12 protein-coding genes are annotated in these 13948 nt (G+C 71.6%); 8 read left to right on the forward strand and 4 right to left on the reverse strand.

Annotated features, from left to right (window positions below; genetic code table 11):
* Nucleotides 1-195: 195 nt before the first annotated feature.
* Entirely contained in the window at nucleotides 196-702 is a 507-nt protein-coding gene (locus tag ACMXN5_RS40425) for a hypothetical protein (RefSeq protein WP_439679870.1), read from the reverse strand.
* Nucleotides 703-848: 146 nt separating this feature from the next.
* On the opposite strand from ACMXN5_RS40425, the gene ACMXN5_RS40430 reads away from it, so the two are divergent.
* Nucleotides 849-1322, forward strand: a complete 474-nt coding sequence (locus tag ACMXN5_RS40430) for a DUF6069 family protein (protein ID WP_439679871.1) — start codon at nucleotides 849-851, stop codon at nucleotides 1320-1322.
* Nucleotides 1323-1362: 40 nt separating this feature from the next.
* Here the strand turns inward: ACMXN5_RS40430 and ACMXN5_RS40435 are convergent, their stop codons facing one another.
* Entirely contained in the window at nucleotides 1363-2241 is an 879-nt protein-coding gene (locus ACMXN5_RS40435; protein ID WP_439679872.1) for an NAD(P)-dependent oxidoreductase, read from the reverse strand.
* 105 nt (nucleotides 2242-2346) lie between these two features.
* Here ACMXN5_RS40435 and ACMXN5_RS40440 point away from each other — a divergent pair, with 105 nt between their 5' ends.
* The gene (locus tag ACMXN5_RS40440) at nucleotides 2347-2727 is read left to right on the forward strand and encodes an ArsR/SmtB family transcription factor (RefSeq protein WP_439679873.1); all 381 of its coding nucleotides are present in this window, start codon (nucleotides 2347-2349) and stop codon (nucleotides 2725-2727) included.
* Between the two features lie 121 nt (nucleotides 2728-2848).
* On the forward strand, nucleotides 2849-3568 hold the full coding sequence (locus ACMXN5_RS40445; protein ID WP_439679874.1) for an alpha/beta fold hydrolase: 720 nt from the start codon (nucleotides 2849-2851) through the stop codon (nucleotides 3566-3568).
* Between the two features lie 16 nt (nucleotides 3569-3584).
* Here ACMXN5_RS40445 and ACMXN5_RS40450 read toward each other — a convergent pair whose 3' ends face one another.
* Nucleotides 3585-4073 carry an SRPBCC family protein gene (locus ACMXN5_RS40450; protein ID WP_395792976.1) on the reverse strand — a complete coding sequence of 163 codons (489 nt, stop codon included), beginning with the start codon at nucleotides 4071-4073 and terminating at the stop codon, nucleotides 3585-3587.
* 271 nt (nucleotides 4074-4344) lie between these two features.
* Between ACMXN5_RS40450 and ACMXN5_RS40455 the strand changes: the two genes are divergently transcribed.
* Nucleotides 4345-5544: an alpha/beta hydrolase family protein gene (locus tag ACMXN5_RS40455; protein WP_439679875.1), complete on the forward strand. Its 1200-nt coding sequence runs from the start codon at nucleotides 4345-4347 to the stop codon at nucleotides 5542-5544.
* A 209-nt stretch (nucleotides 5545-5753) separates the two neighbouring features.
* Here the strand turns inward: ACMXN5_RS40455 and ACMXN5_RS40460 are convergent, their stop codons facing one another.
* Nucleotides 5754-7463 (reverse strand): cellulose binding domain-containing protein, encoded by a 1710-nt coding sequence (locus tag ACMXN5_RS40460; RefSeq protein WP_439679876.1) that lies wholly within the window; start codon nucleotides 7461-7463, stop codon nucleotides 5754-5756.
* A 677-nt stretch (nucleotides 7464-8140) separates the two neighbouring features.
* On the opposite strand from ACMXN5_RS40460, the gene ACMXN5_RS40465 reads away from it, so the two are divergent.
* The 4 genes from ACMXN5_RS40465 to ACMXN5_RS40480 all read left to right on the forward strand — a co-directional run bounded on the left by ACMXN5_RS40465 (nucleotide 8141) and on the right by ACMXN5_RS40480 (nucleotide 13889).
* Nucleotides 8141-9049, forward strand: coding sequence for a lytic polysaccharide monooxygenase auxiliary activity family 9 protein (locus ACMXN5_RS40465; protein ID WP_439679877.1), 909 nt, complete (start codon nucleotides 8141-8143; stop codon nucleotides 9047-9049).
* Between the two features lie 407 nt (nucleotides 9050-9456).
* Nucleotides 9457-11589, forward strand: coding sequence for a glycosyl hydrolase family 18 protein (locus ACMXN5_RS40470; protein ID WP_439679878.1), 2133 nt, complete (start codon nucleotides 9457-9459; stop codon nucleotides 11587-11589).
* Nucleotides 11590-12001: 412 nt separating this feature from the next.
* On the forward strand, nucleotides 12002-12964 hold the full coding sequence (locus tag ACMXN5_RS40475) for an AraC family transcriptional regulator (protein WP_395792966.1): 963 nt from the start codon (nucleotides 12002-12004) through the stop codon (nucleotides 12962-12964).
* 73 nt (nucleotides 12965-13037) lie between these two features.
* On the forward strand, nucleotides 13038-13889 hold the full coding sequence (locus ACMXN5_RS40480; RefSeq protein ID WP_439679879.1) for a carbohydrate-binding protein: 852 nt from the start codon (nucleotides 13038-13040) through the stop codon (nucleotides 13887-13889).
* The last annotated feature ends 59 nt before the right edge of the window (nucleotides 13890-13948 follow it).

Below are 13948 nucleotides of genomic sequence, written 5' to 3' on the forward strand. Positions count from 1 at the left end.
GCGGGGATGTGGTGTGGGGCGGGTCCGTGGCCGGCAGGACCGGTTGGTCGGCGGTGTCGGGGCGGCGGGGATCGCCCGGTCGGGCCGGGGCTACCGTGCGCGGGCCGGCGGCGGGTGGCGAAGTGCCCGGCGAAGAGGGCGTGGACGGTGTCGTGCGAAGGGCGACGGCGTTACGCCGAGAGGGACCGGGAGGAACTACCCGACCGGGATCGTCGCGGGTCCGAAGATCGGCGTACGCGGGCCGGACCGGCTTGCGCGCGGCGATCGTGCGGTGAACCGGCGACCGGCTCGCGGGCTCGTCGCCTCGGCGGTCACCCGTCGGAGTGTCCCACCCGGGTCCCGTTCCGCCGGAGTGCGCCTCGACCACAACCGCCGGAGCCGACCGCGCGCCGCCGTGCGGCGTGCGCGGGCTCGGGGCGGCGGCGCGGTGCGGTCGTCGTTTTGCCGGGTGGGGTCGAATCGGGACGAGCGCCAAGGGTCGTCGGGCGACCGCACCGGCAGCTTGCGCCGCGCCTGGACCTGGATCTCCACGTAGGCGTCGTTCGCCGTTCCGTGCAGGGCCTCGTCATAGGCGGACATGGCGGCGCGAATGGCCGCGCCGCCGGTGCCTCTGCGGCGTACGCGGACGGCGAGCCACAGGCACACTCCCACCGCGGCGGCAAGGCTGCCGGCGACCATCGCGAATCCCACCAGCTCGCCCATGGCACCGACCCTACGCCCGTACGGGAGACGGGGGTTCGGGTCGCCTCGAAGCCGCGCGGAAAAGTTTGTGCGCGGGGCGTCGAGAAACCGAGGGCGGCTCCGACTCCCCGGTGACGACAACGAAACGACCACCCGAGGAGATCGCCATGGCCCAGACCGTCAGCCGCCCCGCCGCCCACGACCGTTCGACCCCGACCCTCGTCTCGACCCGGCCGGTGTGGCTGGTCAGCGTGGCCGCCGGGGCGGTCGCGGCCGTCGCCACCGAGGTGTACGGGCTGATCGCGCGTGGGCTCGGTACGCCGATGCGGGCCGGGAACGTCGGCGCGGCGACGGCGGAGCCGATCACCGTGGGGATGTTCGCCATGGGCGTGGCGGTGGCCATGAGCGTCGGCACGCTGCTCGCCGTGCTGATCGCGCGCCGAGCGCCCCGTCCGGCGCGGACGTACCTGCGCACCACCGTCGCCCTGACCGCGCTGTCCATGATCAGCCCGATCCTGGCCGGCGACACCACGATCTCGACCAAGCTCATGTTGTGCGGCGCCCACCTGGTGGCCGCGGCCGTGGTCGTCCCGACCGTCACCCACCGCCTGGCGGACGCCGACCGCGCCCTCCGAGTCTGAACCCGGTGGGGGCGGCGGCGCCCGGGGTTCGGTGTGGCCGTCAGTCGTCGAACGAGGCGAGATACGCGGCGGCCATGTCCTTGTCGCCGTGGCCCTGTTCGGAGGCGCGGTGGAGGCGTTCGGCGCCGGCCGCGACGACGTCCACGCGGATGCCCGCGTACTCGGCGGCCTGCAGGACCAGTCGGGCGTCCTTCTCCGCGTTGTCCACGGTGAAGGACGGGGTGTACTCGTTCGCGAGGATGGCGCCGCCCTTGAGGTGGAAGTACTGGTTGTCCAGCGGGCCGCCGGAGATCGCGTCGAAGACCAGCTTCGGGTCCACATCCAGGCCCTTGGCCAGGGCCAGCGTCTCGCCCACGCCGTGGGTCAGCGCCAGGACCCAGGTGTTCAGGACGAGCTTGAGCCGGCTCGCGGTGCCGGACGTACCGTCCTCGCCCACCCACATGGTGCGCTGTCCGATCGTGTCGAACAGCGGCTGCACCCGGTCCCGAATCCCCGGCTCGCCGGCCGCCAGGATCACCAGCTTCCCCTGCTCGGCCGGTCCGCGGGTGCCCTGGACGGGGGCGTCCACCAGGAACAGGCCCTGGGCGCGGGCGAATGCGGCCAGCTCGTCGAACGCGTCCACGCCGACCGTGCTGACCTGCACCCACGTCGTGCCCTTGCGCAGGCCCGGGACCGCCGCGCGCATCGCGTCGAGCACGCGTGGGCCGTCGTTGAGCGCGGTGAGCACGAAGTCGGCGCCGGTGACCGCGTCGGCCGGGGTCTCGGCCGCGGTCACCCCGTCGGCGACCAGCGCCGCCGCCTTCTCCGGACTGCGGTTCCAGGCCCGGACGGCGAACCCGGCGCGCGCCAGGTTGCGGGCGAGGGCGGCACCGATGATGCCGATGCCCAGCACGGCGATGGTCGGACGGGTGTTCGTCATGAGTGCACTCCCCGTGGGGTGGTTCGAAAATCTTCGTACCCCGGTACCGTAGACACCGACGGCATACGCCGGCAACCGGGATCGGACCGAGGAGTGGGATACGGGATGGCTGTTCAGATGCCCCACCCGTCACTCGACGAGGTGGCGCTGAGTACGGTCTTCGCCGCGTTGTCCGACGACCACCGACGCGGCGTGGTGGTCACGCTGGCCGCCGACCCGGATCGCGAACTGCCGTGCACGGCGCTGTCCGTACCCGGGTCGAAGTCCACCCGCTCGTACCACTGGAAGGTGCTGCGGGAAGCCGGCCTGATCGTCCAGCGCAACACCGGCACGGGCATGACCCTGCGCCTACGCGCAGAAGAATTCAACGCCCGCTTCCCAGGCCTCCTACCCAACCTCCTCCACCTCGAAGGCATAACCCCCACCAGCCCCGCACCTGAAGACCCCACGCCTGCCGGTCCCACCGAGCCAAACCCCCAGCCCTGATCACGGCCCAGCCCCGGCCTCCACAAACCCCAGCCCCTCGACACCGCCGCGCCGGCCCGCCTCGCGCTTCGCGTCCCGTGGGCTGTTCCGTTGGTGTGTGGGTCCTCGGTATGGTCCGAATATGGGTGAATCGAGTGGTGTGGTCGGCGTGGTCGAGGTCGACGGGGTGCGGCTGGTTCATGAGGTTTGGGGGGATCCCGCGGCTCCGCCGATCGTGTTGTTGCACGCGCTCGGGGAGGACGCCGCGGACTGGGATCGGATAGCTCGCAGTCTGGCCGACACCTGGCGGGTGTACGTCGTCGAACTGCGCGGACACGGGCGCAGCGACCGGCCCGGCAGCTACTCGCTCGAACTCATGCGAGACGACCTCCTCGGCTGCCTGGACGCGCTGGGCCTGGCTCGCGTGGACCTGATCGGCCATTCGATGGGCGGCATCGTGGCCTACCTCTTCGCCCAGGAACACCCGGACCGGGTCAGGAGGTTGGTCCTGGAGGACGTCTCCGTCCCGGTGCCGCGCGAGGCCGTCGCGCCAACGCGGCCGGAGGGCGAACTCGGCTTCGACTGGGACATGGTGATCGCCATCCGCAAGCAGATCGACAGCCCCGACCCCGCCTGGGGGGATCGCCTCGGCCTGATCACCGCCCCTACCCTCGTCGTCGGCGGCGGATCGGGCAGCCACATCCCCCAGGAGCGCATCGCCGAATGGAGCCGCCGCCTCCCCGACGTGCGCGTCGTCACCATCCCGGTCGGCCACTTGGTGCACGCGGCCGAACCGCACGCGTTCACCGAGGTGGTCCGATCCTTCCTCGCCGCCCCGGACGCCCGCCGCCCGGCGCCCTGAGCTCCGAAACGCCGGCCTAGGCGCCGAACCGCAGCGGTTCGTCGGTCTCCAGCACCGTCTTGAGGTTGGACAGGATCATCGGCCACCCCTCCCGAATGCTCGCCAACATCTCCGAGCCGGGCGCGAACCCGTCGTGCAGGACGCGCAGCGCCACCGCCTCGCCGACCGGCACCAGGTCGAACGCGACCTTGGACACCGGCTCCCGTCGACGCTCGGCCAACTGCTCGGCGCTCCACCCGAACATCTCGGCGATCTCGGGTTCGTAGTTGTGCCAGGTGTACGCCAGCCGATGTGGCGGCTCGGCCTCCAGGACCACCTGACCGGCGTCGCGCGGGGCCATCCGGGGCGACATCGACCAGCGTACGGTCGAGCCGACGGCCCAGTCCGACTCCGGCCCGGAGCCGTCGAACCAGCGCTCGATCTCGGCCCGTTCGGTGAGTGCGCGCCACAACACCTCGGGGGTGGCGCGGATGTAGATGACGTAGTCGAACTGCGTGTCGGACACGGAGCCTTCTCCCAGGTGGGGCGGCATCGGTCGCGGACGTGACCGGATGCCCGGGGATCGCCTGCGTTCCACTATCCGCCGGCGCCCCCCGCGACACCGGCACCCTGCTCCCGCGCCACGCCGAAGCATTCCGCCGAACCACCCGGGAGTGGTCCGATCGGCCGATCGAACCGCGGGGGGACGGACACGCCTCAGGATGTAGACGAGCGCGGTCACCGACTGCGACCGAAGGGTGATGCGCCGGAGCGGGGCGGCGGCCAGTGTTCGGGGTATGCCCGCATTCTCACTGCTCCGCAGACTGCTGCCACCGGCGCTCGCGCTGGTGTTGCCGATCGCGGCGGCCCTTCCCGCCGCCGCCTCGCCCCCGCCCGCGCGGACGGTGCTCGCCGCCGATCCCGTGCCGGGCGGACAGCGTACCTCGTTGCCGCACCCGACCGGGCCCTACGGGGTCGGCCGGCAATCCCTCCACCTGGTCGACCCGAGTCGGACCGATCCGTGGGTGCCCGAGGCGGGGGCGCGTGAACTGATGGTCGGGATGTACTACCCCGCCCGTCGCGGAACCGGCACACCCACGCGGTACGCCACGGTCGACGAGGCGCGGCTGATGTTGGCCGACATCGGGATGGGGGACGTGTTCCCCGCGGAGGTGTTGAGCACGACCGCCACCGACGTGCGGGCCGACGCCCGCCCCGCGCCCGGCCGGTATCCGCTGGTGGTGCTCTCCCCGGGATTCGGCTATTCCGTGTTCACCCTCACCGGCCTCGCCGAGGATCTGGCGAGTCGGGGCTATGTGGTGGCCGCGATCGACCACGCGTACGAGTCGGTGGGCACCGCGTTCCCCGGCGGCCGGATGCTCACCTGCGTGGCCTGTATGAAAGTGCGCACCGAGGAGGACTTCGTCGCGGCCACCTCCGGCCGGGGTCGGGACATGTCGTTCGTGGTGGATCGCCTCATTGGGGCCGACCCGGCCTGGCGGTACGCCGACCTCATCGACCGGCACCGCATCGGCGCGGCCGGCCACTCGATCGGCGGCGCGGGCGCGGCGGCGGCGATGGCCGGCGACCCCCGGATCCGGGCGGGCGTGAACATGGACGGCGCCTTCCACTCCGCCGTGCCCGAAAGCGGCCTGGGCAAACGACCGTTCCTGCTCTTCGGCACCGACGACGAGACCCATCGGCCGGGCGGCGACGACCCGAGCTGGGACCAGGCGTGGACCCGACTGGACGGCTGGAAGCGGTGGTTGACCGTGGCGAACGCCACCCACTTCAGCTTCAGCGACTTCCCCGTCTTCCTGGACCAACTCGGCCTGCCCGGCGGCGGATCGGCGACGACCCTGCCGGGTGCGCGGGGGCTGGAGCTGACCCGTGCCTACCTTGCCGCCTTCGTCGACCGCCACCTGAGGCACCTGCCCCGACCGCTGCTCGACGGCCCGACTCCGGCGAACCCGGAGATCCGGTTCAACAACCCCTGACCGGCGACCCCGACCGACGACCCGCGACCCGCGACCCGCGACCCGCGACCCGCGACCCATGACTCGTGACCCATGACTCGTGAACGAGGAAGGCCCGGCGGCGTCGCGTGGTCGCCGCCGGGCTCGGGAGGCATCGACCGAAAGGGGGTCGATCGATGCCGGGCACGGGTTCTTCCTCGGGTGGGATCCGGACGGATCCCGAAGGGGGCTCAGCCGGTGAAACCCTCGAAGAGATTGGTGAATTCGTAGGGCGACTGGCTGATGCTGCTGCACGTCGCGGAGACCCCGCCACCCGGGCAGGAGCCGTTGTCCCGGCCCACCGACCAGAACGCCAGTCGGCCGATGTGGTTGCTGTTGGCCCAGGAGACCAGCTTGGTCGCGTCCGACTGGACGAAGATCTTGCCGTTGAAGTTGCGGCCGATCATCGGCGTGACCGCGAGCATGCCCCGGAGTTCGGCGTCGGACTTGGCTGGCCAGATCTCCTTCATCTGACGCAGCGTCGATTCCGCGGCGGCGATCACCGCGTCGCCCCACACCGGGCGCGACGTGCCGAACTCCATCGCCATCGGGTTGACGATGTCGACCCGAACTCCGTTGTCCCGCGCGTTCTTCAGCAGGTCCACGCCCAGCGCCGGGGTCAGACCGTAGTCGTCGCCCTGGACCATCAGCGTGAAGCTCACCGTGGTGGCCGGCCGATCCCGCTGCACCTTCGCCAGCGCCTTGTTCATCGTGTCGAGCGGGATGGACGCCTCGATGTCGATGTCGAGGTGCTTGGCGCCCAGCGTGTCGATCACCTTGGTGTACGCGGCGGCGAGCGCGTCGGCGCTGCCGCAGGACGCCTCCAGGTAGGGGCCGGCCGCGCCGCCGAAGGCGACCACGATGTCCCCGCCCTGGGCCCGAAGTGCCGCGATCTGGTTGAGGATTCGCGGCTCGTCGAGGGCGATCGTGCCACCCCACTTGGGGTCGCAACCACTGTTGCTGCCCAGGACGAAGGCGAGCGTGAACACCTTCTGGCCGGTGGCCGCGGCCACGTCGGTCAGGGTGGGGGTGGGCGCGGTGATGTCGATGTACGGGACGCTGCGCACCGAGCCCGCCGGCGGATTGCCGCCGCCCGTCGTGGTGGTGCCGATCAGCTCGGGGGTGAACGGGGACACGTTGCCCGACGCGTCCTTCGCCCGGACCTTGATCCGGTACGCGGTGTCCGGGGTGAGCCCGGTCAGCGTCGCGCCGGGGTCGGCCGTGCCGGCGCGGGCGACGCTGTCGACGTACACGTCGTAGCCGGTGACCCGGTCGTTGTCGGTGGACGCGGTCCAGGCCAGGGTCAGCGACGAGGAACCGGCCGCGGATACCCGCAGGTTCGTCGGTGTGCTCGGCGCGGTGGTGTCCGGCGTGGCCGGTCCGGTGCACGGATTGCCGTTGAGCTTGCAGCCGGTGGGGGTTCCGGGCCCGGCGCCGAGGAAGCCGAACGTGGTCGAGGCGCCCGGTGCGAGGGTGCCGTTGTACTCGCGGTTGGTGAACACGTAGTGGCCGCCGCTGCCGGAACCGCTTTGCAGCGTGTCCCAGTAGGAGCCGACCGTGGTGCCGGCGGGCAGGTCGAACTCGACCTTCCAACCGGTGAGCGTGCCGGTGCCCTGGTTGCGGACGGTGTACTGCCCGGTGAAGCCGGAGCCCCAGTCGGACGCCTTGGCGAACGTCGCCTCGGGGGAGGCGGCGTGCGCGGCGCCGGCGGGCAGGACCACCAACGCGATGGGGGCGAGAACGGTGACGGCGACGGCGCGGGCGAGTGCGCGCAGCCGGCGCCGAGCCGGTCCGGTGGATGTGGAATGGGCCCTGGGGGACGGGGAGTTGCCGGGCCGGGAGGTGCCGGACCGGGGATCGCGGCGCGGGGAGGGGGACGGGGCGGGGGACTCAGGGTTCATCGAGCCGGCTCCTGGACACGTCTGGGACACGAGTCGGGGGACGAGGGTCGTGCGCGATCCGCCGTGCGTGCGCCGCCGGTTGGCGCATTCCACCGCTCGCGGCCGGGCGGTGTGCCGGATCGTACTGCGCTTCGAGATGTGTCTGGTGCAATGGTCTATACCAACCCGGGTCTCGTCCATAGGGTCGCGGGCACTTTCTCGGCGCGCCCGGCAAGTATTGGCAAGGCCGCTGCGGATCGCGGAAAATTTTTCCTCGGCACAATGACGACACATATGACGCACCGTCAGAAACAAGGTCGCGCAGGCCGGACCGACTTTTCGCGGGCTTTCGCAACGCCTCGGTTGGGGCGTAATGAACCCTCGTCGGCACGATCGAATCGGAAAGACCCGCTCCGCGCTCTTGCGCGACCGGACGAGCACGACGAATCTGTGTAGCGCCGCAGTCATTGGTCTATACCTGTCCCGTCGGACCGCAGGCGGCGGCACCCGTACGCCGGAATACCGGGATCCGTCGCGGCCACCTCGGATCCCCGTCCCACCCGCGCCGACCGTCCCACCAGTGCCGACAGGTTCCAACCGCGCCGACCGTCCCACCCGCGTTCGAGGGCTTCCGTATGACGTCCATGCGGTCTTCGTGCGTCCCCCGCAATCGGCAACTCCCTTACCCGGAGGGCTTCATGAAGTCTCCCCGCAGGGTCGCGGCATTCGCCGCGGCCTGCTGCCTGGCACCCTTGACGATCGCCGCGCTGGCCACCGGAACCGCACAGGCGCACGGCACACTCAGCAACCCGCTCAGCCGTACCGGCACGTGTCGCGCCGAGAACCCGGAGAACCCGACGTCCGCCGCGTGCAAGGCCGCGGTGGCCATCGGCGGCACACAGCCGGTGTACGACTGGAACGAGGTCAACCTCGCGGACGTCGCCGGTCGGCACCACCAGCTGATCCCCGACGGCAAGTTGTGCAGCGCCGGGCGGGACAAGTACAAGGGCTTCGACCAGGCGCGCGCCGACTGGCCCGCGACCGCGGTCTCCCCCGGCAGCACCTTCAACTTCCTGTTCCGGGCCACCTCCCCGCACCGCGGCACGTTCCAGTTCTTCGTGACCCGCGACGGCTACGACCCCACCGTGCCGCTGCGTTGGTCCGACCTGGAGGCCACGCCGTTCCTGACCCAGACCGATCCGCCGCTGGACAACGGGTCGTTCGTGATGAACGGCCGGATGCCGCAGGGCAAGACCGGGCGCCACCTGGTCTATGTGATCTACCAACGCTCCGACAGCCCCGAGGCGTTCTACTCCTGCTCGGACGTGGTCTTCGGCGCCGCTGCCGCACCGGCCGCCGCCGAGCGGGTGACGGCGGCGACCGCGCCGCTCGCGCACGAGACCGGCGCACCGTACATCGAACCCGCCGGGCGTACCCACGAGAGCATCCACGAGGCCCCGGTGGCCGCGGCCGTGCCGGACCACGGCCCGGCGGGCGTGCCGCGCGCGGCCACGGTCGGAGCGGCCGGCGCGGGTGCGTTGATCATCGTCGGCGGGGGCGCCGTCGTGCTGACCAACCGGCGTCGGGAGGCCCGCGCCCGGCGCTGAACCCGCGCCCGGCACCCCACAGATGCCACCTCCGGCCCGGACGAAGTCGTCGGGCCCGACCAACCCGACGACCGCCGCCGGGCCGGAGGTGGGCCAAACCACGCCTGCCGCGCCGCCCCCCACGTCCCCGGGGGGCCGGCACCCTCCTCGCACCGGCCCGGTCCCGGGGCCGGCCCCTCCGCACCACCCGATCCCTCCACCCGATCCGCCGGCGCGGCCGTCCCCACCGCGCCGGCTCGAACCACCCCGCGTGGCCCATCCCGACCGCGCGACGCCCGACCGAAAACCCGTCTCCTCCGGACGGGTCCTCCCGCGGCTCCACCCCTCCGCGCCGACCCCGCACCCACCGTCCCGCCCCGCACGTGCTCCGCAAGTCCCTTTCTCGTCCTCAGAAAGCGGGAGTACCCATGCGACGACCAAGTCCGCTCCGCACCCTGGCGACCGTGGTGGCCACCGCCGCCGCGTCGCTGGGCCTCGTGCTGACCTCGGGCGGCGCCGCGAATGCCGCCGCGGAAACCACGCCGACCACCGCGCAGGCGGCGGCAGCGGCGCCCGCCACGGCCGGACAGGCGGGCGCGCAGGCCGCCACACCGCTGCCCACCCGCGTGTTCGCGCCGTACTTCGAGGCGTGGACGGGGGAGAACCCGGCGACGCTGTCCGCCCAGTCCGGCGCGAAGTACCTGACCATGGCCTTCATCCAGACCCCGAGCAAGGGCTCGTGTACGCCGTACTGGAACGGCGACACCGGAATGCCCATCGCCCAGTCCACGTTCGGCGCGGACATCGCCAGGATCCGCGCGGCCGGCGGCGACGTGATCCCGTCGTTCGGCGGCTACACCGCGGACAACACCGGCACCGAGATCGCGGACAGCTGCACCAACGTCAACTCCATCGCGACGGCGATCGAGAACGTGATCTCCACCTACGACATCAGCCGCATCTGCCTCGACATCGAGGACAACTCGCTGACCAACACGGCCGGCATCGACCGCCGCAACAAGGCGCTCAAGCAGGTCCAGGCGTGGGCGGCGAGCAACAACCGCTCTCTGCAGATCCAGTACACCCTGCCGACCACGACCTCGGGCCTGGCCGACAGCGGCCTGGCGGTGTTGCGGAACGCGGTGAGCAACGGCACCAAGGTCGACGTCGTCAACATCATGACGTTCGACTACTACGACAACCAGCCGCACCAGATGGCCAACGACGCGAAGAGCGCCGCGACCGGCCTGAAGAACCAACTCGGCCAGCTGTACCCGAACAAGACCCAGGCCGAACTGTGGGCCATGGTCGGCGTCACCGTGATGCCCGGCGTGGACGACTTCGGCGCCGCCGAGACGTTCACCACGGCCGATGCGGTCACCGTCGTCGACTGGGCCAAGACGCAGGGGATCAGCACCCTGTCGATGTGGGCCCTCCAGCGCGACAACGGCTCCTGCCCGGGGGGTACGGCGCAGGACAACTGTTCCGGAATCCCGCAGGAGCAATGGCAGTTCACGCACACCTTCGCACCGTTCACCGGCGGCGGAGGACCGGTCACCAACGACTTCGCGCTCAGCCTGAACCCGTCCACCGGCTCGGTCGCGCTCGGCGGCACCACGTCGTCGACGATCACCACCGCGGTCACCCAGGGCAACGCGCAGAACGTCGCGCTCACCGTGACCGGCGCCCCCAGCGGGGTGAACGCGTCCGTCACCCCGAGTACGGTCACCGCGGGCGGATCCGCGACGCTGAACGTCAGCGCCTCCGCGACGGCGACCCCCGGCACCTATCCGCTCACCGTCACCGGCGTCGGCGCGTCCGCGACGCACAGCGCGACCTACTCGCTGACCGTCACCTCCGGGCCGGTCACCAACGACTTCACCCTGTCCGCCGGTCCCGCGTCGGGCAGCGTCACACAGGGCGGCAGCACCTCGTCGACACTCACCACCACGATCGCCGCCGGCGCGGCGGAAACCATCGCACTGACCGTGTCCGGCGCCGGCAACGGCCTCAACGCCACGATCACCCCGGCCTCGGTCACCACGGGCGGATCCGCGGCGCTGAACATCTCCACCACCGCGGCCCTGCTCCCCGGCACCTATCCGATCACCGTCACCGGCACCAGCCCGTCGGCCACGCACAGCGCGGTGTACACGCTCACCGTCAACGGCTCCTCCGGCGGCCTGCTCAACGCCGACCTGGAAAGCGGCTCGCTCGCTCCGTGGACCTGCCAACCCGGCGGGGCGGTGGTCTCCACGCCCACCCACGGCGGCACACACGCCCTGGAGGTCGCGGCCGGCGCGGCGCAGACCGGGGAATGCAAGCAGACCCTGCAACTCGCCCCCAACTCGACCCACACCCTCACCGCTTGGGTTCGCGGCAACTACGCCTACCTGGGCGTGAGCGGGGGCGCGACGGCCAGTACCTGGGCCTCGCCCGGGACCACGTGGGCCAAGGTGACCGTGCCGTTCACGGTCGGCGCGTCCGGCAGCGTGACGGTCTACCTGCACGGCTGGTACGGGCAGGGCTCGGTCTACGGCGACGACTTCGCGATCAGCTGAGGCCATGGTGCCGGGGCGGCCCCGCGCATCCCGCCGGATGCACGGGACCCCCCGACACCGCTGCGATCGCCCCCGAAGCCCGGACGCCGGCTCGCGACCCCACCGCGAGCCGGCGCCCGGTTGCCGTATGCCATGCGGGGATCGCGGGCGAGGCGGGGCCCGTTCACCCGGCGGCGGTGCCGGTCCAGTCGGGGCGCGAACCCTTCCCGGCCGGCCGTCGTGGCAGGTCGCGCACGGTTTGGTTTGCCAGTTCGTGCCGTTGCGCGCGACCCGCCCGGCAGTCGTCTCGGAACGGCCTAACCTGAAGCGCTGATCGAGCGCCGGCCGCATCGTCCGAGAACCGCCAGGGGGCCGACATGGCACGCAACACCCACCCGCGACCAACCCGCCGCACCGGCGCCGGGAGGCGCCGATGACCGCGTCCACCCAGCTCCGCCCGGCGGTTCCGCTGCACCGACTCGAGGTGCCCGCGCCGAGCGTCCTGCCGTTCGCCGTCGGCTCGTTCGACAGCATCGGCCCGCTGTCCCGGGCCGATTTCCCGCACCGGCACACCTTCTACGAGATCGCCATCGTCACCGGCGGTCGCGGTACCCACGTATTGGATCTGGTGCCCCGGTCGGTGTCTCCGCCGCAGTTGTTCTTCATCGCCCCCGGCCAGGTGCACTTCTGGCATCGCATGCAGGACCTGACCGGCTGGGTCGTGTTGTTCAACGACGACTTCCTGTTCGCCCACCCCGAGGACCGGGACACCGTCCGCGACCTGGCCGGCTGTGCGCGGCTGCGGCCCACGCCGGAGGCGGCGCCCGGACTGCTCGGCGTGGTGGCCGAGTTGCGCCGCGAATACGCCGAACAGGGCGTGGGATTCATCCCGGTGCTCCAGGCGTATCTGCATGTGCTGATCCTGCGTGCGGCCCGACTGGCGATATGGGACGGCCCCGACTCCCGGCGGGATGCGGGGCGATCGGATCCGGGACAGCCCGATCCGGGGCCGACCGCGGCCCTCGCCCAGCGCTTCGCCCGGCTCCTGGACGGCCCGCCGGACCCGGATCCGGTCGAGCGTACGGTCGGTGCGTACGCCGACCGCCTAGGCGTCTCGGTGGGCCATCTCAACCACGCGGTGAAGACCGCCACCGGCCGCACCCCCGGCCGGATCATCCGCGAGGCGCAGGTGGTGGAGGCCAAGCGGCTACTCGCCGGCAGTGATCTGACAGTGCGTCAAGTCGCGGACAGGGTGGGTTTCGCGGACCCCGCGTACTTCTGCCGGTTCTTTCGTCGGGAGACCGGGAGCACCCCGGGGGAGTATCGCCGCGAGATCAACGCGAAGCACCACGAGAGCCGTGCTTTGTCCATCGACGCCCGCAACTGGCGAGCATAGGTTCAGACCAATCGCGAGCGAGCGGATCGATTCGTCGACGCTGCCCGCCCGTCCCCTCGCCGAGGAGGTCGCCATGGACCCCGAGATCACCGACCAGGAAGAACCCGTCGCGCGCGGCATCACCCGCAAGAACCTGCTCAAGGCGGCGCTGATCGCCGCTCCGCTGCCGCTGCTGATCGGCGGCGTGCCCGCGCTGGCCCGGGCGCAGCGAGGCAGCGGCGGGCCGTTGGCCCCGACGCCGTTCTGCCACGACGGCGACGAGCCCACCATCGACCAGACCGAAGGGCCGTACTTCAAGCCCAACTCCCCGCTGCGGTCGGTGCTCACCGGCCCCGGTACGCCGCTGGTGGTGTCCGGCTTCGTGTTCAACCGCGCGTGTCAGCCACTGGCCAACGTGCTGCTCGACTTCTGGCAGGCGGACACCAACGGCGAGTACGACAACGTCGGATACACCTTCCGCGGCCACCAGTTCACCAACGCGCAGGGCGCGTACCAGCTGACCACGGTGGTACCTGGCCTGTACCCGGGTCGCACCCGGCACCTGCACGTGAAGGTCCAGGCGCCCAACCGGGGGATCCTGACCACGCAGACCTACTTCCCGGGCGAGCCGCGCAACAACACCGACACGATCTTCGACGCGCGGCTGTTGATGAACGTGCGCAACGGCAACCCCGGCAAGGAGGCGACCTTCGACTTCGTCCTCAACATCGCCGGGGTCCCCCCGACGAGCCAGCCGCCGACGAGCCAGCCGCCCACGAGCGAGCCGCCGACGAACCCGCCGGGCGGCACCTGGCGGGCGGGCACCAACTACGCCGCCGGCGCCACGGTGTCCTACGGCGGCCAGAACTACCGCTGCCTGCAAGGGCATACGGCAATTTCGGGATGGGAGCCGCCGAACGTGCCGGCTCTTTGGCAGCGGATCTGATCGACATCGCCGGGGGAGGCGAGTCGATCACGGGCCCCGGCGGTGCCACCCGCCGGGGC

The organism is Embleya australiensis (genome assembly GCF_051903075.1).
Lineage (GTDB): Bacteria > Actinomycetota > Actinomycetes > Streptomycetales > Streptomycetaceae > Embleya.

Excerpts from the sequence above, each read along its gene's own strand:
- ACMXN5_RS40425 (WP_439679870.1), bottom strand. The coding sequence starts at position 702 with ATGGGCGAGCTGGTGGGATTCGCGATGGTCGCCGGCAGCCTTGCCGCC.
- ACMXN5_RS40430 (WP_439679871.1), top strand. The coding sequence starts at position 849 with ATGGCCCAGACCGTCAGCCGCCCCGCCGCCCACGACCGTTCGACCCCG.
- ACMXN5_RS40435 (WP_439679872.1), bottom strand. The coding sequence starts at position 2,241 with ATGACGAACACCCGTCCGACCATCGCCGTGCTGGGCATCGGCATCATC.
- ACMXN5_RS40440 (WP_439679873.1), top strand. The coding sequence starts at position 2,347 with ATGGCTGTTCAGATGCCCCACCCGTCACTCGACGAGGTGGCGCTGAGT.
- ACMXN5_RS40445 (WP_439679874.1), top strand. The coding sequence starts at position 2,849 with ATGGGTGAATCGAGTGGTGTGGTCGGCGTGGTCGAGGTCGACGGGGTG.
- ACMXN5_RS40455 (WP_439679875.1), top strand. The coding sequence starts at position 4,345 with ATGCCCGCATTCTCACTGCTCCGCAGACTGCTGCCACCGGCGCTCGCG.
- ACMXN5_RS40460 (WP_439679876.1), bottom strand. The coding sequence starts at position 7,463 with ATGAACCCTGAGTCCCCCGCCCCGTCCCCCTCCCCGCGCCGCGATCCC.
- ACMXN5_RS40465 (WP_439679877.1), top strand. The coding sequence starts at position 8,141 with ATGAAGTCTCCCCGCAGGGTCGCGGCATTCGCCGCGGCCTGCTGCCTG.
- ACMXN5_RS40470 (WP_439679878.1), top strand. The coding sequence starts at position 9,457 with ATGCGACGACCAAGTCCGCTCCGCACCCTGGCGACCGTGGTGGCCACC.
- ACMXN5_RS40475 (WP_395792966.1), top strand. The coding sequence starts at position 12,002 with ATGACCGCGTCCACCCAGCTCCGCCCGGCGGTTCCGCTGCACCGACTC.
- ACMXN5_RS40480 (WP_439679879.1), top strand. The coding sequence starts at position 13,038 with ATGGACCCCGAGATCACCGACCAGGAAGAACCCGTCGCGCGCGGCATC.